The organism is Bdellovibrio svalbardensis, assembly GCF_029531655.1.
Taxonomy (GTDB): domain Bacteria; phylum Bdellovibrionota; class Bdellovibrionia; order Bdellovibrionales; family Bdellovibrionaceae; genus Bdellovibrio; species Bdellovibrio svalbardensis.
Genome location: NZ_JANRMI010000003.1, coordinates 181,243 through 200,621, shown reverse-complemented (window position 1 = coordinate 200,621; position 19,379 = coordinate 181,243). Strand labels below are relative to the sequence as shown.

Here is a 19,379-nt window from a genome sequence, read left to right as displayed (position 1 = left end):
AGGGAAGAAATGAGCATCAATTTTGATATTCGAAAATTAGCACTTTTCTTCCTTCTGGTAAGTCCTCTCTGTACCAGTGCCAAGGAATTGGTACCGGTACCAGCAGGGGAGTTTAAGATGCCGGCGGTACTGAATAAGAAAAGTATCGCCGTCGCCTCATTTCAGATTGATGAACATGCCGTAACGAACCGTGAGTACCTGGAATTTGTAAAAGCTGTTCCCGAGTGGCGCAAATCGCGGGTGAAGAAGATTTTCGCTGATGCCAGTTACCTGAACTATTGGAAACGGGATGATGATTTTGGCAAGGTGGCACTGCCACAGTCTCCAGCCGTCCAAGTAAGTTGGTATGCGGCTCGAGCTTATTGCCAGTGGGTTGGGAAACGCCTGCCTTCAATCAACGAATGGGAGTATGTCGCTTCCGCACCGTTAAAAAATCAGGGTGATATAAAGTCCGTGATTTTAGAATGGTACGGCAAGGGAACGGAATGGCCATTGCCCGTCGTAAAAAAGAAATCCCTCAACAGCCTGGGGGTTTACGATATGCATGGCGTGATTTGGGAATGGGTTGAAGATTTCAATTCTTCATTGGTGACCGGGGAGTCCCGGGCGGATGGAAGTTTGGATAAAAATTTATTTTGTGGTGCCGGCGCATCTGGCGCTGCGGACCCTTCGGACTATGCAGCCTTCATGAGATTTGCATTTAGAAGCAGTTTGCAAGCCCGTTACACGGTTCAAAATTTGGGTTTCCGCTGCGCCAAAGATATTGTTGAGTTAAATACAGAAAAGAATGCTGAGAAATAGGAGCCGTTATGAAAATACCAAAAATGGTTTTAAGTTTGATGTCTGCGGTGATTTGGATTCACAGTGCAAATGCGAAAACTCACGAACATCATCAGGGGGCCACTAATAAGCCCGCCGTTGCCGCCGCCGCGGACAATCTGAACGATGAATCTATTTATAATTTGAATTCAGAACTTCTCGATAAAGATGGGAAATCGGTATCTTTAAAAATGTTCCGCGGTCAGCCCGTTGTGATATCCATGGCTTATACCAGCTGCACTTACACTTGCCCTTTGATAGTCGCGCAAATGCAGCAGATTGAAAAGGCACTGGTCGAGGCGGGAAAAACAGATGTCCATTTTGTTTTGGTAAGTTTTGATCCTAAAAAAGATACGCCAAAAGTTCTGTCTGACTTCGCCGCGAAGAAAAAACTCAGCGAGCGCTGGAGTCTTTTGACCTCTCATTCCGACAAGGAGCCTCGTGAGATCGCAAATCTTCTGGGCATTAAGTACAAGAAGGTTGAAGGTGGTGACTACGATCATTCCTTTGTTATTAGTGTCCTGGATAAGGAAGGTGTGATTCGCGGTAAGCAAGTGGGAGCCGGTGGAAATCCTAAGGATCTGATTAAATTTTTGCCTTAAATATTCGTCGTGATTTGATCGAGATCAAGGAACTTCTTAGAAGGCTCCAGTAAAATCAGGTCATAAAGGAGTATTTTATGACTGAGTTTGTGATTGAAGTTCAAAAAATGGAGCCGCAGCACCGCCATGCCTTTATTTTTCAACAGTTTGATAATTTGCAGGGAGGGGAGAGTATCTTGATCGTAAATAATCATGATCCTTTGCCCTTACTTCGTCAGTTTCGAGAGACCAGACCAGAGCAATTCGTGGATGAATATTTGCAAAAGGGTCCTACGGAATGGCGCTTGCGTTTAACCAAGAAGAAAAAAGAGGGCTGCTGCGGATTCTGTGGCGAGTCTTAATCCAGAATTCTTTCACATATGACAAAGAGGCAGTGATCCTCTTTGTCTATGTGGGCCTTAAGTAATTTCTTATACTCTTCTGAAATCTTAGAAAAGAATATTTTATAAAGGGAAGATTCCTGATTGGAACTCAAGAAGTTGAGTGCTGCTGCCAATTCATGCCCCAACTGATGCTCATTCATCGGCATACTGAGAGGGCTCTGTGAATTGAGCCACTGAAAATCCGGATAGTCTTCAGGGTGTGGACAGCCTTGTTGATAAAGGTCAGCAAGATGTTTGCGTGCGGCTGACAGTGGATTTAAATCAAGTTCTATCCCTTTGAAGTAAGTGCATAAAGGTCCGCCTTGGCGCAAGAGTGGACTTTGTGCCACTAAAGGAAAAAGCTGCTGTTCTTCCCGCGGATGATGTACGTTTTCGACGAAATGAATGATCTTAAAGATGTCCTCGTTTGCATCTATCATCTGCAGAATCATCTGATGCTCCTCGCGAAGCTTTTTTAGAAGGACGTTCACGTCGCACCTCCAGTAAATTCTGACGGTTTAAGATCTCAATATGATGATCCTGTGTTCTGATGAGTCCACGTTTTGTCCAATTGCTGAGTATGCGTATGACGGTCTCACTTTGAACGCCAACACGATCGGCAATGTCAGAACGTGATAAAGGAATTACGATGCGCCCATGACTGGACGAACCTTGGCGATCCAGCAGGCGAAGCAGAAAGTCAGCAATTCGATAGGGGGCAAGTTTCTGTGCCCGGCAAAGGTCATTTTGAAATTCTAAAAATCTCTCAGAGATCTGTTGCGCGACAGCCTGGCGGATTTCAGGGATCTTGATAAGTACATTGAAGAACAAATGCAGTGGAATTTTTAATAAGGTGCTGTCTTCATTGCTTTGAGCACAGGCGGGATAACGAGGTTGAGGTAGACCTGCCATAGCAACGCCCAGAAATTCTTTCTGGGTGAGAAAGTTAAAGATCTTGGTGGTTCTCTTATCCAAGGTTTCCTGAATTTTGACGGAGCCGTATAAAATCAGGAATATATTTTCAATGGGCTCACCTTTGAGGAAGACCATCTGTTTATTGGGAACATGCACGACCTCCAGATAGGGAGATATTTTTTTCATCTCTCTTTCTGATAGGCCGCGAAAAAGATCCAGGTTTCTCAATAAGTTATTAATATCGTGCATGGGAGTAACCTCTATCTGGAAGAATTTCATGAAAATTCCCTTTCCGACATGATCCCGATCAATTTATTTAGCATTTATTGATCACGGTCATGTTGAAGGGGGGCGCCCTAGGGCAGGATGTATCACAGGAGTACGCGATGAAATCAGGACAACAACAAATAGATGCTTATAGATACTTCTTTCCAGCGGGTTGGCTTATGGGCATCTGGGGCGTGATGCTGTGGATTCTTTTTCCGTGGAATCTGGTGTCTTATCCGGGGATTCGTCATCCCGAAATTATGATGGGCGGTTTCTTTTTATGCTTTGTATGTGGCTTTTTGATGACTGCCGCGCCAAAGTTTACCTCCAGTTTTGGTCCAACCGGCTTTGAGCAAAGAATTTCATGGTCGCTGATTGGCGCTCTTTTTCTATCATTGTTTAGTCCGCAGCGACTGATATTTTTTCTGGCAGTCGATGCGACTTTTCTTTTTCTGATTGCTTTTATGTTTCGACGTTTCAAGAATCGGAAATCAAATCCACCGGATTCATTTATCTTTGTGGGCTTTGGACTGCTTTCAGGACTGATTGGCAGTGCTCTGATGTCGCTACAGGAATTTTATAATCTTCCCTCCGATATCTATCAGTTTGGTCGGTTGCTGTTTTTGCAAGTGTATATTCTGTACTTAGTATTAGGAGTTGGAAGTCGGTTGATTCCCGCTCTTTTGGGATGGGCCCCGCTGCCAACAGAAAAGAAAGAACGGTCATCTCAGTTGAGGTTGTTTGTGCTTTTGGCAGCGGCTTTCATGGTGAGCTATATTCTTGAAGTATGGGTGCAGCCTTGGTTAGGAAACCTGCTTAGAGCGATCGTGGTCACCTTGATTTTTGCTTTGTTCTGGAAAATTCACCGCGTGCCTCAGAGAAAAGCCATTCAACCTTATTTTTTGTGGGCTTCTGCCTGGATGTTGCTATTGGGGCAGTGGGGGCTGGTGTTTTTAGAAAACTATCGCATTCATCTTTTGCACGTGGTTTTTATATCAGGTTTAGCTCTCATGACTTTTATGATCGCAGTTCGCGTCAGCCTATCTCATGGTGGGCATGATATGGTTATAGAGAAGAACTCCAAGGCTTTGGGCCTTGGAGCTTTTTTGATTCTATTTGCCGGATTCACGCGTTTATCAGCAGGGTTTGCTCCTGGAATCTATCAGTCGCATCTGCTTTATGCGGCTTATACATGGATTCTTGGTCTGTTGATTTGGGGTTGGGTGTTTTTGCCAAAGATTGTACGGACGAAACAGTCGTAGGGTGATAGAAGCGTTTCGCCGCCTCTTTCTGCCGAGCAGAACTGAAGGCGGAGATTCTCTTCAGATAACCAATCACGCGAGTGGCATGATCGACATCGGGGCTGCCGCATTTTTGACATTGGTGTAGAGTTCTTTTGTCGATGTGTTCACACTTATTGCAAATGGTGATCTTGATGTTCACACACCAATAGTTGCAACCAGAAATCGCCGCCGCACGAATAAGCCTCATGAATCCTTCTTGGGTCAGCTTCTCATCAAGATTTAAATGCAAGGCCGAGCCTCCATCCAAATACTGCATCATCTCCTGCCCATGCAGATCCATTTTATCCAGTGAATTGAGTTGATCACTCTCGACGGCATAGAAGTAAGAATTATAACAATCGCGCGGAACATAAAGTCCTTCCTTACGATCCCAAGTGGCATTCTTGACACCCAAGTTTTCGGCGGGAACAAATTCGGTGTTGAACATAAAACCGTATTCCTGACGAGCCTTCTTGTTGGCGTCGAAGATAACTTTAAGTTTTTCACGGACAAAATTTTTGTATGGAGCTTCGTTCTTGATTTCCAAGCCTGCGAATTCCGCAGCCTCAACCATGCCGTTGATACCAATAGTCAGAAATTGCTTGTCCAAAGAGATGAACCCTGCGCTATAAGCGCCGAGCAGACCGGCATCAAGATACTCCTGCATCAAGCTGCGATAGGCGACTTGATATTTTTGAACTTTCTCAACGGTTTCCGACAAACTAATATCTTTTTGCTCAAGTCGGTTCATGTTGATAGTAATCACATTGATCGATCCGGTAGCAACACCTCCGGCCCCTAACGAATAACTGAAAGTGTTGTCAGAGATTTCATTGCGCAGGCGGCAGCAGCTTGCCAGGCTGTCTGCCGATTCACTCATATACATGAAGAAGCTGTTGCCCTCACTGAGTTCACGAGCGCACATTTGGGCAAACTCGTTATCTCGGGGGCCCTGCTTATCGACTAACATGGCGGCTGTCACCACGGGGAAAGTCAAAATGGCATTTTTTCGCTCTTGATTGAACCAGGACATAAAATGATTCTGCAAACTTTCAACACTTTTCCAGACGGGGCGTTGGCCATCAGGAAAGACAAAGTCGCCGAACAAAGAGTTGAAGTAGTATTCATCGTAAGCAGAAATATTCCAGAATACCGACTGATAGCCTCGAGCTGCCGCAGGTTGATTCAAAGCATAGACCACATGCTGTAAATGATTGTTGATTACTTTGGTGTGTGTCTTGAGATAGTCATCACCGTAGTCTTTGCGCGCGAAGTGGTCGAAGTACATGATCCATTCCACTGTCGCGACCGCCCCGGCAAACTGAGAGGAGATCGCAAAAACCAGATTCACGAAACAACCACAGAAACTCTCCAGATGTTGAGGTGCTTTGGATTCTCCTCCCAAACCTTTGAGTCCTTCCAGTAATAGCGGATACATGGAGATGGAGGCACAGTAAGGCTTCAGGGACGTTTCGTCATGAACATAAATTTCATGCTCTTCAATTTGGCGGTGATATTCTTTTGCCAAGTCCGCACCAAAAAGGGCACTGATTTTATTGGCAACCAAGGCACGATTAATTTGGATGTTGATGTCTTTGTTGATCTCTGCTTCCAGCGTCGCCACGTTTTTATGTGTGACGTTGGCATTGGCATCCAATTTGGAGCCTTCCGCGGGATTGGCGGCAGCCTTATAGTGATTGATGAAGTCGATTTTTTTCTGAATTTGTTCTGGGCTGAGTCTTATCATAAAGATGTCTCCTTGCTGTTAGTTTGAAATAGATGATTGAGAATCTGGCCATTGCGCAGGTCTCGAAAGATTTGATTCGTGTTGGGGGATGCCAAGCCGCCGAGCTCGCGGCGCCAGGGGCCCGTCTTCAAGAAATCCAGATGCTTTTCCAACTCGGGGGAAACGACGTCCAATCCCGTATAAAGCGCAGTGAGAAGACTTTGTTCTCGCGCTACTTGCAGTAGACTGACGAGTTCCTGCTCGTGCCATTCACCACCGAGAAAGAGCACGCAGCTGATGCGGTCACAATATTTGTTGAGCAAAGATAAGAGCCCCTCCCTGGTTAGAGGGGTTCCTGTTTTTTCAGTCCAGAGTTCGGGGGAGTGACAACCGGGGCATTGTAAAGGACAGCCGCAAACATAAAGCGCCAAAGAAATATGATGGGGAACTTCCTGATAAACGATGTCGTACTTGTAGATGTTCATGGTGCCCTCTCATGCTTCAAGAATAGAGAGGGCTTTTATTTAATCACTAGGAATCGTATGGAATCATGATTTGCATCACCACATCTAGTGGGGGCGTGACTTTAGGACTCAAGAAATTGAATCTGCCGGTGGTTCATCTTAATTTTTCCTTCAGCTTCCAAGTCCGATAAAATTCTCGAGAAGGTTTCAGGACGCAAGCCAAGCATCAAAGCAACTTCATGCTTTTTTCCATCGAGCTGGATGAGCGGATGAGGCTGGTCGTTTTTTAATCGACAGAGATAGCTCCAAACACGGTCTCGCGCAGAAGGCGTGTTGATGTTTTCAATGATCTGATTGAGGTTGGACATCCATCTGACCAGTGAGGCGACCACAGATTGATAGAGCTGAGGGTTTTGTTGAATAATTGTCTGAAAACTTCCTTTCGGAATGTAGAGCAAATCCGTGGCTTCTGAGGCTGTCGCTGAATCCTCTTGTCTATCCTGTCCCAGCAAACTGCTTTCGCCGAATGTTTTTCCCGGCCCAAGTAAGCCGAGAACAATTTCTTTTCCATTCGCGGAGATCTTGGAGATTTTTACGCTGCCTTTGATAACCAAAAAAAGTCCATGAGTGTTCTCTTCTGGTTCGAAGATCACGGCGTTTTTTGCGTAGCTCTTTTTTTGAATGACCGAGAGTATTTGTTCAGTCACGGCCTCTTCTTGAGTGGAACAGATCGGACAGTTATCTATATGTCGCTTTTGCATGGCACACTCCGAGCTCTATTTTAAGCTGGGCTCGGAGTCTGTGCAATCCTTGATACTGACTTAGGTAGATACCCCATGGGGGTGGAGACTTCGAGATCTCAAAATTATTTCAATAAGTGAATGTTCTGAATCATTTTATCAAGCATGCCATTCAGAAGATTTTTTTCCTCTTCATTAAACACACTCCAGAATTTCATGACTCGTGGGTACCAATCCGGTGCGATCTTGTCCAAAAGACCCTGACCTTGGGAAGTGAGCTTAATGACAAAAGCTCGGCCGTCTTTTTCATGAGTCTCCCTTGCAACAAGTTGTGCTTTCTCGAGGCTGTTAATCAGACCAGAAATCGTCGCTTGGGTGACCCCCACCTTTTGTGCGAGTTCCGACGGCATCATGCCTTCAGGTTTCTTCTTAAGCAGAAGAAGTAGGGTAAAGCGGCCTGGGGACAGATCGTACTTTGCAAAGTAGTTGTCGTAATGAATTTCAACGTCAGTGGCAGCCTTACGAAACAGTAGATTTGTGTAAAGTGACGCCGGATCTGCATCGGGATAAAGTGAGCAGCTCGAGGCTTGGATATCTTCTTGGGAGGGCAAAGTAGTTAGAAACAATTTAGCCATAGAGGGCTCCAATTCCGAGTTCGATTTTACATTTGGTTCGGATAAATTATCCGCGCATCTTGAAAATGGACAAATGTGAAGTCGAAGATTGACAATAATTAGATACCTAACTATATTAGTTAGCGTCCTAACAAAAATCAAGAAAATTTGGTGATTCCATGAAAAGCGTAAAAGTATTGATCCTCTCAGCAGTTTGCGTTTTCGTTCAAGCTGCGGGTTCTGCAGAGTTGTCGCTCTCCGACTCCCTGAAAGTTGCCGAGGAAAGTTCCCCCCAAGTTCGCAAGGCTGACGCCGTAAAAGACGAAGCTAAATGGAAAAAGGTTGAATCCTTTTCGGTCTTTCTTCCAAAACTGAATGTTATTGGCTCACATCTTCTTGATGAAAAATTCATGCGCCAGCAGGTCACAATTGGGGGACCTCCGACGACCATTTTATTGATCCAGCCTTATACGATCTGGTCAGCCCGTGCTGATTGGATGTTTTTTGATTTTTTGGCAAATTACGATAGCTACAGAGCGAACTCTTTGGTGGCCGATGCCACTCAGAAAGAAGCGGACTGGGCGCGTTTTCAAGTAAGACAGCAGACAAAGATGCAATTCTATAAGGCGCTTTCGGCTGTTGAGCTTGAAAAAGTGGCGAATCAAAACGTCAAGACTTTGCAAGAACATCTCGATCGGGCCAAAGCTTTCCGTCAGAGCGGTGCCGGCACAAATTTCGATGTCCTGCGTGTGGAAGTTCAGTTGAATGAAGCGCAGTCTGAAAAGTTGAACTCTGAAGACAACACTATTTTGGCCAGACAAAACCTATTGAACAACTTGGGTGTTGAGGATGAAGGTCAAACTGTGACCGGTGATTTGCCGGTTCCAAGTGCGAAAAAAGTTTCTGGCTTGCAAAAGCCTACAACAATTGAGCGTCTGGATTACTTGGCAACTCAAGACCGTGAGCTCAGTGCACACAAAGCTCACTTGGCAGCGTACAAACACTGGCTGCCAAAATTCTCATTATTTGGTCAGGCGGACTACTACAACAACATCAGTAAAGGCATTGATGATCAGGACTATAACAATGCTTATCAAGTGGGTCTTGCGATGACTTGGAATGCCTTCGATGGTTTTGGTTCTTCCGCACGATCGGCACAGGCGGATGCACGTCAGGTGCAAGCGGTTGAGACCACTCGCCAGGCTCGTCTGAAAAGCAATTATGACTTTGATTTCTGGAAGCGTCGTTATCTTTATTCGGCCTCTTTGTATCAGGCAAAGTTGGTGGATGTAGAGAAAGCTCAAGAAAGTGTTCGTTTGGCCACTCAATCATTTAAAGCGGGAACGCGCACAAGTTCTGAAGTTTTGGATGCCGAGTTGGATTTGTTCAGAGCCCGCGCCGGCGTCGTGAACGCTCAGGTGAATGCGGCAGAAGCTTTGGTGAATTTGGAATTAGCTATAGGGAAGGAATTGTAATTTTATGGAAAAACTCAAAGGCAAACGCAAACAGGTCATGACCGCAGGTGGTATTCTAGGTGCGATCGTGATTGCTGTCTTCGGTTGGTACGAATGGTCTCATGTCTCCACCGATAATGCGCAAATCCAGGCTCACACTTTGATGCTTTCCTCAAAAGTCTCAGGAATTGTGATGGAAGTTCTTGTGCAAGAAAATGATTCCGTAAAAGAGGGGCAGGTTCTGGCACGTATCGACAGCAAGGACTACAACAACTCCCTTCGCCAGATCGAAGCTGAGCTGGAGTCAGCGAAAGTAAAATTCCGCGATGCTGAAACGAACTATCGCCGTATGAATGAGCTTTTCAAAAAAAGCGTGGTATCTCGCCAGCAATATGACACAGCAGAAGCAACTTACCGTGAGTTGAACAAACGTGTGGTGGCGATTCAGGCCCAGGTGGCACAAGCGCAACTGAATGCCAGCTATACCGAGATCAAAGCGCCTTCCGATGGTCGCATCGCACGTAAAGCCGTAGAGCCGGGAATGGTGATTCCGGTGGGCCAGCCTTTGTTCGGCTTCGTCGACTCTTCACTTCGTTGGGTGACAGCGAACTTTAAAGAGACCGAGATCACGAATATCGCCAAAGGCAAACCGGTAAAAATTGAAGTGGATGCGCTTCCAGGTTCTGATTTCCACGGTGAAGTGGAAAGCATGAGCCCAAGCACCGGCGCCGTGTTTTCTTTGCTTCCTCCAGACAATGCGACGGGCAACTTTACGAAAGTGGTTCAACGCGTTCCTGTCAGAATCAAGCTTTTGAATCTAACTCCGGCAGATATTGAAAAATTGCAGGCGGGCTTGTCTGCGAACGTGACCGTTAGAGTTCACTAGCGCTAGGCAAGAGTTCACTCAGACAAGGGGAGGCTAAGGCCTTCCCATGAAAGCTGACTTTATGAATACGAAATCCAAATTGATAGTGCTGGTTGCTGTGATGGCTTCGCTGCTCGAGATTATCGACAGCTCCATCGTCAACGTAGCCTTGCCGACCATGATGGGTAACTTAGGGGCCACGCTGGAAGATATCAGTATGGTCATCACCGGTTACGCGATTGCCAATGCCATCATTCTTCCCGTGTCCGCGTGGGCGGGGGAGCGCATTGGTCGACGTAGATACTTTTTGGGCTGTATCGGCTTGTTCACACTCACCTCTGTTGCCTGTGGTTTTGCTCCCAATCTTTACACATTGATTTTCTTCCGGATCCTCCAAGGCTTGGCGGGTGGAGCTCTTCTGCCGACTTCGCAAACTTTGATTTACGAGCAATTCCCGAAAGAAAAAGCGGGCACTGCCGGAGCGATCTTCGGTATGTCTGTGATGATCGGGCCGACATTAGGGCCGACATTGGGTGGCTGGCTGACAGATAACTTCGGCTGGAGATCCATTTTCAACGTCAACTTACCAATGGGAATCATCGCGATTCTGATCGGTATGGCTTGTATTGAAAATCCTGCGTTTGCAACTGGCAGCAAAGAAAACAAAAAAGGCTTCGACACGTGGGGTTTGGTCTTGCTGGTCTTGGGTATTGGTTCGTTGCAGTACATGCTCGAGCGTGGGGAATCGAATGACTGGTTCGACTCTAAAGTGATTTCATTCTGTGCATTCTTGACGGTTGTCTGTCTGCCACTGTTTGTTTGGTGGGAAACGAAAGTCAAAGATCCTATTATGAACGTGAGACTGTTCAAGAATGGAATCGTGGCAAACGGCGCGGCTTTGCAGGGGATGCTTGGATTTTTCCTTTACGGTCTGGTCTTCGCACTTCCGGTTTTTGTCGCGCAGACTTTCCACTACGATGCCACTCAAACAGGGATGCTCTTTATTCCCGGATCGATCATCACCGCGATGGTGATGCCATTTGTCGGTAAGGCCTTGGGCAAAGGCGTGAATCCAAAGCTTCTGATCTCGATCGGTTTCATCGGTGTGTTAGGAACTTTGTATGCGATGACTCTACTGACGCCGCAGTCGTCAAAAGAACAGGTGTTGCACGCTCTGTACATCCGCGGATTTGCAATGGCCTTCTTGTTTGTTCCGATCAACTCTTCGATTTTGTCGCAGTTCTCGGGGATCACCATGGGGCAGGTATCTGGGATGCTCAATCTATTCCGTCAAATTGGCGGAAGTATTGGGATTGCCTTCATTGGTACGATGATGACCAAAACCGGAAAGCAGCATTACGCTGACATGACCAACAACGTGACTCTGCTTGATCACAACACTTGGTCTGCCTATAACCAGGCGATGAGTGGTCAAAAGCTTTCGACCAGTGTCGGGATGGCTTCTAAAGCGCAGATCGCGATTCGCAGTATTTATGGGCGTGTGCAGGCGCAGGTTTTCGTTCTGAGTTTTAGAGAAATCATGTTTATCATTATGATTGTGATGGTGTTTGCTTTCGTTCCTTTGTACTTGCTGAAGTTCAAAGAGAAAACAACGAAGATCGTAGACTCGCACTAAGACAAAGCGTTTAAGAAATAAAAAAAGGGAAGCTAGAACAGCTTCCCTTTTTTATTTTCAGAGCAATAAAACTGCTGTGCAGCTTTACTCCATCGTGTAAACAAGAACGCTTACTGAATTTGAGTTCTGAAGCGCGCGTTGCAAGCAAGTTTTCGCAGTTGCAAAGTCAGACACGGATCCTTTTGCTCTTCCGAATGAAAGGATGAGAACACCGTTGCCAGCTTCAGCATCCACACGGCATCTTTGGTCGTTGAAGCGAATCACGCCACCTTTGGTTACCGGCATTTCAAGCGGAGATTTCAAATAGCTGATGTTGCAATAGAAGAAGGTTTGTTCTTTCGATACATCCGTCGAGATATTGCTGAGGCAGTTTTCGTAAAGGTTGGTGATTTGTCTTTCAACTGCAATCACGTTGCCAATTTTACGATCGTTAGCTTGAGCAGAGAAAGCGATCAAAGTCGCAACAAGAGCAAAAATAAGTTTCATAAAGTTCCCCTTTTTAAAAATGAACAGGTAAAGCCTTTCATCTTTTTGGGAGGGGTCCTAGTGTTTAGGCGCTGTGTCTAGAAGGATTTGTTCGTTTTACTTCCGTAACAAAGGGCTGTGGCTACTTTAAGTCAGGGATCGTGACAATCAGCGCACGATCTTTCAAAACGATCATGGTGTGTTCGAATTGCGCTGAACGATGTTCGGGACCTGTCACCAGAGTCCATCCATCGGCTTCCTCGTCCACTCCGAATGCGCCTGTTGATAAGAAAGGCTCGATAGTAATGACATGGCCTTCTTTGAGAACTCGTTTGTCACGCTTATCATAAAATCCGGCAATGAATTTTGGCTCTTCATGCAGACTTTTTCCGACACCGTGACTGCCCAAATTCTCAATGATGCTAAAACCATATTTGTCGGCAACTTGCTCGACGTTGTAGCCAATGCGATTGATGGGCATTCCAGCTTTGACGTCTTTAATCGCCATGTCCAATGCCATTTTGGTGGCTTCAAGCAGTAGAAAATCTTTTTCAGTTCCAGGCGGAATCACCATCGAGCCGCCATTGTCGGCGTAGTAGCCATTGAGCTCCGCAGAGACATCGATATTGAGCATATCGCCCTTTTGGATGATTTTCTTGTCGGATGGCACGCCGTGAGCGGCTTCCTGATTGAGGCTGATGCAATTGAAGCCAGGAAAGTCGTAGGCCAATTTGGGTCCCGAGCGAGCTCCATGCAATTCTAAATAAGCGCCGCCCAAATCATCCAACTCTTTAGTGGTCATTCCAGGTTCGGCTTTTCCCAACATATAGTGAAGACAGTTGGCGACAATTTTGCCAATTTTTTGGAGCCCTTCAATGTCAGCCTGAGTTTTAACGATCATGCTTCACTTATACAACTTTACCCATATAGATCCAAGGCATAGACTGAGCGGGATGAAAAAAAGTGATTCAGTTGTTAATTTCGGAAGAAAATCAGCAGGGCGATTGCTGCCTGCAGTCTCAACGAGGGATAACAAAGCCCGCCGTGGACGCAGTCTTTTACTTGCTGGCAGTCATAATTATCCAGGAGCAGGTGTTCTTGCGGCCAGAGCCGCCTTACGCATGGGCAGTGGCTATGTGATATTAGCTCAGCCTAACATCGCCGTCTCTTCTTTGGAAAATCCGGATTTTTTGCTCTGCGATCTCAACGACAAGCGTTGGGAAGAACTGAAGTTTGATGCCATTCTTGTTGGTCCTGGCTTTGGAGTGAATGAGTTCACGGCTTCAGTGATTCGGCGACTTAAAGAACTTCAATTTGAAAAAGTGATTCTAGATGCGGATGCGCTGACCGTCTGTGCCCAAGAAAATCTTTTTCCTCTGCCACGCACTTGGATTGTGACTCCTCATACCGGGGAGCTTGCTCGTTGTTTGAAAGTGACCAGTGAAGACATCGATCAAGATCGCGAGCACTTTGTGAAGTTGGCTCAAGAGAAATTCCAATGTGTTGTTTTGTTGAAAGGTCATGGCACTTTGATCAGAAGATCCGCGCGCACTTATAAAATTCTTTCGGGCAACTCAGCTTTGGCGAAAGCGGGAACCGGGGATGTCTTGGCGGGGATGATCACGGCCTTGCGCGCACAAGGTTTGAGACCCGCAAGAGCCGCCCTTTTAGGAGCCTATCTGCACGGCGCCTGTGCCGATCTTTGGGTGGCAAAGGGGAGGGATTCTCTGTCCCTCATGGCATCGGATGTCATAGAGATCCTGCCGGAGGTGATTCATAGGGTCCGCAAAGGTTGAATTTGGCTGTATTTTTTTCATCGCACTGTGCCTATTGGGGCAAGAATAGGCCCTTCTAGGAGCAGAATATAGGGATTAACCTAAGCCTGACTTTCCTTTTTGTTACGAAGCAGTTAGAAACTTGAGGTCCTTAAAACACTTCAAGAGCTCAGGAGAATTCATGAAAAGCTTCGTACTTTGTGCCCTGCTTGGTTTGTCGGTTTCTGCCCACGCGCAGACTTCCACGACAACTCTTTCGGTTCCCTCATCAACTCAAACAGCTTCTGAAGGTGCTTCTGCAGCACAAACTTCAACTGTAAAAATCGGCGATGTTTTGTCGAACAAAAAATTTGAAGACGATAAAGACATCACGGATTCAAAATTGAAAGCAGACTCAGGGTCTTTGTCTCGTTACTCTTTGAAATTCAACTTGAGCTACAACGGACCTCCAGTGGGAGATCTTAACAACACAATGCAACCCAATCCGGATGGTTCAGTAGGAACTTTTGAAACGGCTTTGGGTGGTTCGATCAGCGCCAGATACCGTATCGACACAAAAAGTGCGATCGGCTTCGGTACAGGTGCCAGTGCCCTGACTCCCGTGCAAGGTGTGAAACGTTACGACGTTAAAAATCCCTTCATCACTTACGATCGCAATGCGCGCGTTTATGAAATGCAAATGCGCAACTCTGTCGGCGTTACTTTCGTAACAAATCCTGAATACCGCGCCATTGGTGAGTATGCGGGTCTTAACTATGACAATTCGATGATCTACAATATCGGAGCTTCTGGTTTGGGCGTGGGCGTAGATACTTCATTGAGCTACTACCTTTATGAGAGACAACCGGACGCAAGCAAATCAAAAGAGATGAAGTCAGGTCGTTACAACTTGTCATTCTTCCCACAGGTTAAATACAACTTCTCTGACCGTTTGAATGCTTACACTTCTTTGGCAATTAACTTCATCAATCCACGTGGTACGGAAGATCATTCTGTATTGTGGAACAGAACTTTGAGCCAACGTTTGGGCATGGGTTACGCATTCACTCGTGACATCTATTTCGCACCTTATTTGAACTTCTATCCGAAAAGTGCAGAGATGGATTCTACAACAATCAACTTCTCGACGACTTTCTCGATTCTATAGCAAAGAAAAGGTACGGACTTACTTTTGGTAGCGCAATCGCGTTACTGCCGTACCGCGCTTTCTCTACCAAAAGAAAGTCCGTACCAAAAGCAAAAAACCAGGGCGCCTATTCGCTCTGGTTTTTTTATTTTAAACACCAAAAAATTATTGGAATGTAGTTAAGGCGGACCCGTCTCAATCCGAGTTAACAATTCACGAATCTCCTTGTTCCAGATGTATTCGTGACGTACTACATTTTTAGCCATTCAAGGCCTCCTTCTTAATAGGTAGCAAACTTATCGGCTGGACCTTTGGATAGTTGAGGGCTAAATCGCAAAAAATTGAAAATATCTGATTTATTTGAAGGCCAGAGATACCGGAATCTCTTCGCTCCTCATCGACTGTCTCCGACTGTGACAATGGAAGATTCAAACGTCACTTCTTGAAACGCCCGAGGGGATTTCTGCCCGTTATTTGAGCGATCATTTGTTAAGTCTGCGCTTCTAAAAGTTGCTGCTGTTTCAGTACATCTAATAGGTTTTGCGCCATCATGTAGGTGAGTCCCCAAAGTGGAGGATCGCGATCCAGAGAAATCGCCGGAAGCTCGACATGAACCTCTCCACGTTTCAATTCGTAATTTATGTGACGCTGGGGATTTAAAAGCTCATTCAATGAAATCCAGAAAAAGTCAGCGACCTCCGCGGGATCCAATTTAATCGTAAACTCTCGCTCGGTATAAAACACAAAAGGACGAATAAAGAACTCTAAAGTCGTTCCGTGCTTGCGTGCTTGAATATCATTCAGGCGACCCATCAGTTCTTCAGGGAGGAGATCAATACCGATCTCTTCGAAAGTTTCCCGCAAGGCTGCGCCTAGATCGCTGAAGTCAGAGTCTTCTTTTTTTCCGCCGGGAAAGGCAATTTGACCGGCCCAGCGATCACTGTCATTGGCCGCTCTTTGTATGAAGCCGATCTCAAGATTGTCCACGGGGCCGCGCAGGATGATCGCGACACAGGCGTACTTCTCCAGATCTTTCGAAAGATCCACAGGCTTTTGGGAACTAATGGCGAGAGAGATTTCACGGCTCATGAAGCAAGGATATCATGAGCGGAGGTATTTAGAAAAGAGGCTGCCACAAGACATTGATCTGATGGCAGCTTCTTTAGGTCTTAGTGACAAGAACGACGGGATACTGTCTCAGAGCTTTGATTGCAGCTCACCACGCGGCAATTTGCTAAATCAGATAAAATAAAATGCAAAAATACTGTGAGATACTTCCACCCAGCACAAATAAATGCCAGATGCCATGAAAGTGGCGGACTTTTTCATCATAAAGAAAGAACCCAACTCCAGAAGTATAAAACAATCCACCTAGAATTAACCAGAAAACACCGTGAACAGGAAGAAGCGAAGTCAGTGGTTTCAATGCGACGACGATCAGCCAGCCCATCACGAGATAAATGATTAAAGACGGGGTGCGTGTGCGATGGGATAAAGTCAGTTCATAGAGAATACCAATTGCTGCCAGAGACCAGTTGATTCCGAAAAGCCACCAACCCCAGGGACCTCGTAAGGTGATCAAAGTAAATGGAGTGTATGTTCCTGCAATCAAAAGATAGATCGAAATATGATCGAGCTTTTGGAAGATTTTTTTCACAGGTCCACGCAGGCTGTGATAAAGGGTCGAGATCGTATAAAGCAAAACCAGCATTCCGCCGTAAACACTCACACTAATGATTTTCCAGGAATCTCCCTGCAAAGTCGCCAGGGTGACCAGGACAGAGGCGCCGATCAAAGCCAGAACGGCTCCGATCAAGTGACTGATACTGTTGAATCGTTCACCGTGATAGATAGGCGCCTCCCACTGTCGGAAGGTTAGCACAGGTTTTTTTGGAAACAGAGCAAAGCCTCATAGTTTTTCTACACTAGCTGGTCTACACTTGAATTCGTTTTAGGGGTTCGAATTATGACAAAAAGTTTTAACAAAGCAGCCAGCGTACGATTTATTTTTGCGACCATTTTTTTAGATGCTTTGGGGATTGGATTATTAGTGCCAGTCTTTCCAGAAGTTATTCGTCGATTTGGTCATGATCCTTCTTTTGTGAATCACTACTTTGGTTATTTCATTTCTGTGTATGCATTAATGCAATTTTTAGCGTCGCCGATTTTGGGTTCATTGTCGGATCGTTATGGGCGACGTCCTGTCTTGTTGGTGTCTTTGCTGGGAGCCGGTTTAGATTATATTTTGATGGCACTGGCTCCCACCATGGGAATTATGTTTGTCGGAAGAGTTATTTCTGGTTTGACCGGAGCCAGTATGACGGTTGCCAGCTCTTACATGGCAGATATTTCTGATGATTCCAATCGTTCCGCCAACTTCGGTATGATTGGTGCTGCCTTTGGTTTGGGTTTTATCATTGGCCCAGGATTAGGTGGATTGTTGGGGCAATATAGCTATCAAGCCCCATTTATCGCTGCGGCGGTTTTGAATCTTCTGAACTTTGCGTTTGGATACTTTATTCTGCCAGAATCCCTGCCTGAGAATCATCGTCGCAAGATTTTGCTGGGAAAGTTGAATCCCTTTCATTCTTTGCTGAAAATTTTAAAACCTTCTGCGATCGGCATTTTGGTTTGGGTTTATATGTTGCTGTATCTGGCTGGGCAGTCGCATCCAAGCATCTGGACATTGTACACCCAGTACAAATTCAACTGGACACCTTTTCAAGTGGGGCTGTCTTTGTCAGCAGTCGGTGTCATGATTGCAATCGGTCAAGGATACTTGACCCGAATTGTGATCCCTAAATGGGGTGAGGTGAAGTCTTTGAAGTTCGGCGCCTGGGTGAATGTTCTTTCGTATTTTCTTTTCGGTGCCGCCAATCAGGCCTGGATGATGTATGCAATTTTGCCTTTGAATGCGCTTTCCAGTATTGCAGGTCCTGCACTGCAATCCCTGATTTCTAAAAATACGCCTCCGCAGGAACAAGGGGAGTTGCAAGGAAGCTTGATCTCAATTGCCAGTTTGACTGCGATCATAGGGCCTTTGTGTTACACCGATATTTTTGCGCGATTCACTGTGCCCGGCAGTTCATTTATTTACCCGGGCATGCCCTATATCTTTGCGTCGTTCTTATGTCTGATGAGTTTGTTGTTGATGTTTGTCGCGAAAAGAAAAGGTGCGAAGCTTTAGGATGGGAATTTTATAAGCTAAATATTTTAGCGCATCGTCCCGGCATCACGCGGTTCTTCTGTTGCAATACGTTCCAAAGAATTTTCTGACCCAGCAAATTGTTCATCAGCTCGGGATGAAATTGTAAAAGTAAGCCGCGCCCATTTTTGAACTCCGTCGCTTCGGTGACGCCGTCATGGGCTCGGGCCGCGATCTCCAAAGGTCCACCTTCCTTAAAGATGACCGATTGATGATGGAGAGAATTGACGTAAAGTTTGGCAGAACCTCCTGGGGAATGTTCTGTCAACAGACTTCCCAAGAGATTATTCTTTGTCTTCACCACTTCGATGTCATGCCAGTCATTTCCATGAGCCACTTTGTCGCCGACTTGAGTGGGAACATCTTGAATCAATGAATAACCCAGCGCAACCGACGAAAGCTGCGAACCTCGGCAAACTCCCAGCAGAAATCCTTTTTCTTGCGCAACATAAGACTTGATCAGTTGCACCTCGAAATTATCGCGTGCTGGAATAGTATTGCGAGAGTGAATGTTTTCTTTCTTATAAAGATCAGGAGTCACATCGTCGCCGCCCATGGCGACCAGCAAGGGGAAGTGCTCGGCGATCATTCTAAATAGATCCCGTGTTTCATTTAAGCTCAAACCCAAATTTGCATTGATAGGCAGAATGAAAGACTTTTGACCGCCTTTTTGAAAGATCGTCTTAAAGTTACTGACACGCTGTGAATTGCGAGTGTAGTCCTTGGGGAGGTTGGCGATCATCAAAGCTCGCGACTCACGGGTCTCATCGCTTAAGGGTTTAAATCCCTGCAGTGAAATGTCAGGAAGTTGACCTTGAAAAAGCTCCATCAAATCAGAATTCTTGGAAAGACCATTCAGATATCTTTGCGCGGCTTGTTCCGGGGTTTCAGTAGCTCGAACAGGCAGGATCAGCGGAGCCAGAGTGTTTCCGGGAGACCATTCAAAAAGTCGCAAGTCTTCAGCGAAGCTCACTGAAGCTATCAATTGCATTAAGAATAGGGCGACCACGATGAATCTGTTCACGATAAATCAGATATTCAAGATAAGTGCCTTTGCCAGG

At 45.9% G+C, this 19,379-nt stretch carries 20 protein-coding genes and 1 pseudogene; 10 read left to right on the top strand and 11 right to left on the bottom strand.

Translation table 11 applies throughout. The features are described 5' to 3' along the window. Positions 1 to 9: 9 nt before the first annotated feature. The 3 genes from NWE73_RS11055 (at position 10) to NWE73_RS11045 (ending at position 1,762) form a co-directional block, all read left to right on the top strand. Positions 10 to 801: a formylglycine-generating enzyme family protein gene (locus NWE73_RS11055; protein ID WP_277578383.1), complete on the top strand. Its 792-nt coding sequence runs from the start codon at positions 10 to 12 to the stop codon at positions 799 to 801. 8 nt (positions 802 to 809) lie between these two features. Beyond that, positions 810 to 1,421: an SCO family protein gene (locus tag NWE73_RS11050; RefSeq protein WP_277578382.1), complete on the top strand. Its 612-nt coding sequence runs from the start codon at positions 810 to 812 to the stop codon at positions 1,419 to 1,421. A 77-nt stretch (positions 1,422 to 1,498) separates the two neighbouring features. Beyond that, positions 1,499 to 1,762, top strand: a complete 264-nt coding sequence (locus tag NWE73_RS11045) for a DUF2249 domain-containing protein (RefSeq protein ID WP_277578381.1) — start codon at positions 1,499 to 1,501, stop codon at positions 1,760 to 1,762. Here the strand turns inward: NWE73_RS11045 and NWE73_RS11040 are convergent. Next, complete coding sequence (locus NWE73_RS11040; protein ID WP_277578380.1) at positions 1,759 to 2,235, bottom strand: hypothetical protein; 477 nt, start codon at positions 2,233 to 2,235, stop codon at positions 1,759 to 1,761. The genes NWE73_RS11045 and NWE73_RS11040 overlap by 4 nt on opposite strands. Next, a complete protein-coding gene (locus NWE73_RS11035) occupies positions 2,195 to 2,977 on the bottom strand; it encodes a Crp/Fnr family transcriptional regulator (protein WP_277578379.1) in 783 nt (260 codons plus the stop codon). The genes NWE73_RS11040 and NWE73_RS11035 overlap by 41 nt, the downstream gene beginning before the upstream one ends. A 59-nt stretch (positions 2,978 to 3,036) precedes the next feature. Here NWE73_RS11035 and NWE73_RS11030 point away from each other — a divergent pair. Next, positions 3,037 to 4,152 (top strand): annotated as a pseudogene (locus tag NWE73_RS11030) (NnrS family protein); the annotation flags it as partial. Here the strand turns inward: NWE73_RS11030 and nrdD are convergent. The 4 genes from nrdD to NWE73_RS11010 all read right to left on the bottom strand — a co-directional run bounded on the left by nrdD (position 4,091) and on the right by NWE73_RS11010 (position 7,813). Further along, the gene (gene nrdD, locus NWE73_RS11025) at positions 4,091 to 5,995 is read right to left on the bottom strand and encodes an anaerobic ribonucleoside-triphosphate reductase (protein ID WP_277578378.1); all 1,905 of its coding nucleotides are present in this window, start codon (positions 5,993 to 5,995) and stop codon (positions 4,091 to 4,093) included. The pseudogene NWE73_RS11030 and the gene nrdD sit on opposite strands and share 62 nt — an antisense overlap. Further along, a complete protein-coding gene (gene nrdG, locus NWE73_RS11020; RefSeq protein ID WP_277578377.1) occupies positions 5,992 to 6,459 on the bottom strand; it encodes an anaerobic ribonucleoside-triphosphate reductase activating protein in 468 nt (155 codons plus the stop codon). The genes nrdD and nrdG overlap by 4 nt, the downstream gene beginning before the upstream one ends. A gap of 101 nt (positions 6,460 to 6,560) precedes the next feature. Next, positions 6,561 to 7,199 (bottom strand): Crp/Fnr family transcriptional regulator, encoded by a 639-nt coding sequence (locus tag NWE73_RS11015; protein WP_277578376.1) that lies wholly within the window; start codon positions 7,197 to 7,199, stop codon positions 6,561 to 6,563. Positions 7,200 to 7,303: 104 nt separating this feature from the next. Beyond that, positions 7,304 to 7,813: a MarR family winged helix-turn-helix transcriptional regulator gene (locus NWE73_RS11010; protein ID WP_277578375.1), complete on the bottom strand. Its 510-nt coding sequence runs from the start codon at positions 7,811 to 7,813 to the stop codon at positions 7,304 to 7,306. 158 nt (positions 7,814 to 7,971) lie between these two features. On the opposite strand from NWE73_RS11010, the gene NWE73_RS11005 reads away from it, so the two are divergent. The 3 genes from NWE73_RS11005 to NWE73_RS10995 are packed head-to-tail and all read left to right on the top strand — an operon-like array spanning position 7,972 to position 11,747. Further along, entirely contained in the window at positions 7,972 to 9,267 is a 1,296-nt protein-coding gene (locus NWE73_RS11005) for a TolC family protein (RefSeq protein WP_277578374.1), read from the top strand. A 4-nt stretch (positions 9,268 to 9,271) separates the two neighbouring features. Beyond that, the gene (locus NWE73_RS11000; protein WP_277578373.1) at positions 9,272 to 10,132 is read left to right on the top strand and encodes an HlyD family secretion protein; all 861 of its coding nucleotides are present in this window, start codon (positions 9,272 to 9,274) and stop codon (positions 10,130 to 10,132) included. Between the two features lie 46 nt (positions 10,133 to 10,178). Further along, complete coding sequence (locus NWE73_RS10995) at positions 10,179 to 11,747, top strand: DHA2 family efflux MFS transporter permease subunit (RefSeq protein ID WP_277578372.1); 1,569 nt, start codon at positions 10,179 to 10,181, stop codon at positions 11,745 to 11,747. A gap of 84 nt (positions 11,748 to 11,831) precedes the next feature. Here the strand turns inward: NWE73_RS10995 and NWE73_RS10990 are convergent, their stop codons facing one another. Together NWE73_RS10990 and map are read right to left on the bottom strand one after the other, a co-directional pair. Then, entirely contained in the window at positions 11,832 to 12,233 is a 402-nt protein-coding gene (locus NWE73_RS10990; RefSeq protein ID WP_277578371.1) for a hypothetical protein, read from the bottom strand. A gap of 121 nt (positions 12,234 to 12,354) precedes the next feature. Continuing rightward, positions 12,355 to 13,113: a type I methionyl aminopeptidase gene (map, locus tag NWE73_RS10985; protein ID WP_277578370.1), complete on the bottom strand. Its 759-nt coding sequence runs from the start codon at positions 13,111 to 13,113 to the stop codon at positions 12,355 to 12,357. A gap of 52 nt (positions 13,114 to 13,165) precedes the next feature. Between map and NWE73_RS10980 the strand changes: the two genes are divergently transcribed. Together NWE73_RS10980 and NWE73_RS10975 are read left to right on the top strand one after the other, a co-directional pair. Next, positions 13,166 to 14,008 carry an NAD(P)H-hydrate dehydratase gene (locus NWE73_RS10980; protein ID WP_277578369.1) on the top strand — a complete coding sequence of 281 codons (843 nt, stop codon included), beginning with the start codon at positions 13,166 to 13,168 and terminating at the stop codon, positions 14,006 to 14,008. Positions 14,009 to 14,168: 160 nt separating this feature from the next. Next, positions 14,169 to 15,134 (top strand): hypothetical protein, encoded by a 966-nt coding sequence (locus NWE73_RS10975; RefSeq protein ID WP_277578368.1) that lies wholly within the window; start codon positions 14,169 to 14,171, stop codon positions 15,132 to 15,134. Positions 15,135 to 15,602: 468 nt separating this feature from the next. Here NWE73_RS10975 and NWE73_RS10970 read toward each other — a convergent pair whose 3' ends face one another. Together NWE73_RS10970 and trhA are read right to left on the bottom strand one after the other, a co-directional pair. Continuing rightward, positions 15,603 to 16,202 carry an NUDIX hydrolase gene (locus tag NWE73_RS10970; RefSeq protein WP_277578367.1) on the bottom strand — a complete coding sequence of 200 codons (600 nt, stop codon included), beginning with the start codon at positions 16,200 to 16,202 and terminating at the stop codon, positions 15,603 to 15,605. 145 nt (positions 16,203 to 16,347) lie between these two features. Beyond that, positions 16,348 to 16,965, bottom strand: a complete 618-nt coding sequence (gene trhA / locus NWE73_RS10965; RefSeq protein WP_407652955.1) for a PAQR family membrane homeostasis protein TrhA — start codon at positions 16,963 to 16,965, stop codon at positions 16,348 to 16,350. Between the two features lie 114 nt (positions 16,966 to 17,079). Here trhA and NWE73_RS10960 point away from each other — a divergent pair, with 114 nt between their 5' ends. Continuing rightward, positions 17,080 to 18,300 carry a TCR/Tet family MFS transporter gene (locus NWE73_RS10960; RefSeq protein WP_277578365.1) on the top strand — a complete coding sequence of 407 codons (1,221 nt, stop codon included), beginning with the start codon at positions 17,080 to 17,082 and terminating at the stop codon, positions 18,298 to 18,300. Between the two features lie 10 nt (positions 18,301 to 18,310). On the opposite strand, the gene NWE73_RS10955 is transcribed toward NWE73_RS10960, so the two are convergent. Next, positions 18,311 to 19,342 (bottom strand): gamma-glutamyl-gamma-aminobutyrate hydrolase family protein, encoded by a 1,032-nt coding sequence (locus NWE73_RS10955; protein ID WP_277578364.1) that lies wholly within the window; start codon positions 19,340 to 19,342, stop codon positions 18,311 to 18,313. Between the last annotated feature and the right edge of the window lie 37 nt (positions 19,343 to 19,379).

What these genes read in the sequence shown, in the direction of transcription:
- NWE73_RS10980 (WP_277578369.1), top strand. Translation starts at nt 13,166, where the DNA reads ATGAAAAAAAGTGATTCAGTTGTTAATTTCGGAAGAAAATCAGCAGGG.
- NWE73_RS11005 (WP_277578374.1), top strand. Translation starts at nt 7,972, where the DNA reads ATGAAAAGCGTAAAAGTATTGATCCTCTCAGCAGTTTGCGTTTTCGTT.
- NWE73_RS11010 (WP_277578375.1), bottom strand. Translation starts at nt 7,813, where the DNA reads ATGGCTAAATTGTTTCTAACTACTTTGCCCTCCCAAGAAGATATCCAA.
- NWE73_RS11045 (WP_277578381.1), top strand. Translation starts at nt 1,499, where the DNA reads ATGACTGAGTTTGTGATTGAAGTTCAAAAAATGGAGCCGCAGCACCGC.
- NWE73_RS11055 (WP_277578383.1), top strand. Translation starts at nt 10, where the DNA reads ATGAGCATCAATTTTGATATTCGAAAATTAGCACTTTTCTTCCTTCTG.
- map (WP_277578370.1), bottom strand. Translation starts at nt 13,113, where the DNA reads ATGATCGTTAAAACTCAGGCTGACATTGAAGGGCTCCAAAAAATTGGC.
- NWE73_RS11035 (WP_277578379.1), bottom strand. Translation starts at nt 2,977, where the DNA reads ATGAAATTCTTCCAGATAGAGGTTACTCCCATGCACGATATTAATAAC.
- nrdD (WP_277578378.1), bottom strand. Translation starts at nt 5,995, where the DNA reads ATGATAAGACTCAGCCCAGAACAAATTCAGAAAAAAATCGACTTCATC.
- NWE73_RS10990 (WP_277578371.1), bottom strand. Translation starts at nt 12,233, where the DNA reads ATGAAACTTATTTTTGCTCTTGTTGCGACTTTGATCGCTTTCTCTGCT.
- NWE73_RS11015 (WP_277578376.1), bottom strand. Translation starts at nt 7,199, where the DNA reads ATGCAAAAGCGACATATAGATAACTGTCCGATCTGTTCCACTCAAGAA.
- NWE73_RS11000 (WP_277578373.1), top strand. Translation starts at nt 9,272, where the DNA reads ATGGAAAAACTCAAAGGCAAACGCAAACAGGTCATGACCGCAGGTGGT.
- nrdG (WP_277578377.1), bottom strand. Translation starts at nt 6,459, where the DNA reads ATGAACATCTACAAGTACGACATCGTTTATCAGGAAGTTCCCCATCAT.
- NWE73_RS11050 (WP_277578382.1), top strand. Translation starts at nt 810, where the DNA reads ATGAAAATACCAAAAATGGTTTTAAGTTTGATGTCTGCGGTGATTTGG.
- NWE73_RS11040 (WP_277578380.1), bottom strand. Translation starts at nt 2,235, where the DNA reads ATGATTCTGCAGATGATAGATGCAAACGAGGACATCTTTAAGATCATT.
- NWE73_RS10995 (WP_277578372.1), top strand. Translation starts at nt 10,179, where the DNA reads ATGAAAGCTGACTTTATGAATACGAAATCCAAATTGATAGTGCTGGTT.
- NWE73_RS10975 (WP_277578368.1), top strand. Translation starts at nt 14,169, where the DNA reads ATGAAAAGCTTCGTACTTTGTGCCCTGCTTGGTTTGTCGGTTTCTGCC.
- NWE73_RS10970 (WP_277578367.1), bottom strand. Translation starts at nt 16,202, where the DNA reads ATGAGCCGTGAAATCTCTCTCGCCATTAGTTCCCAAAAGCCTGTGGAT.
- NWE73_RS10960 (WP_277578365.1), top strand. Translation starts at nt 17,080, where the DNA reads ATGACAAAAAGTTTTAACAAAGCAGCCAGCGTACGATTTATTTTTGCG.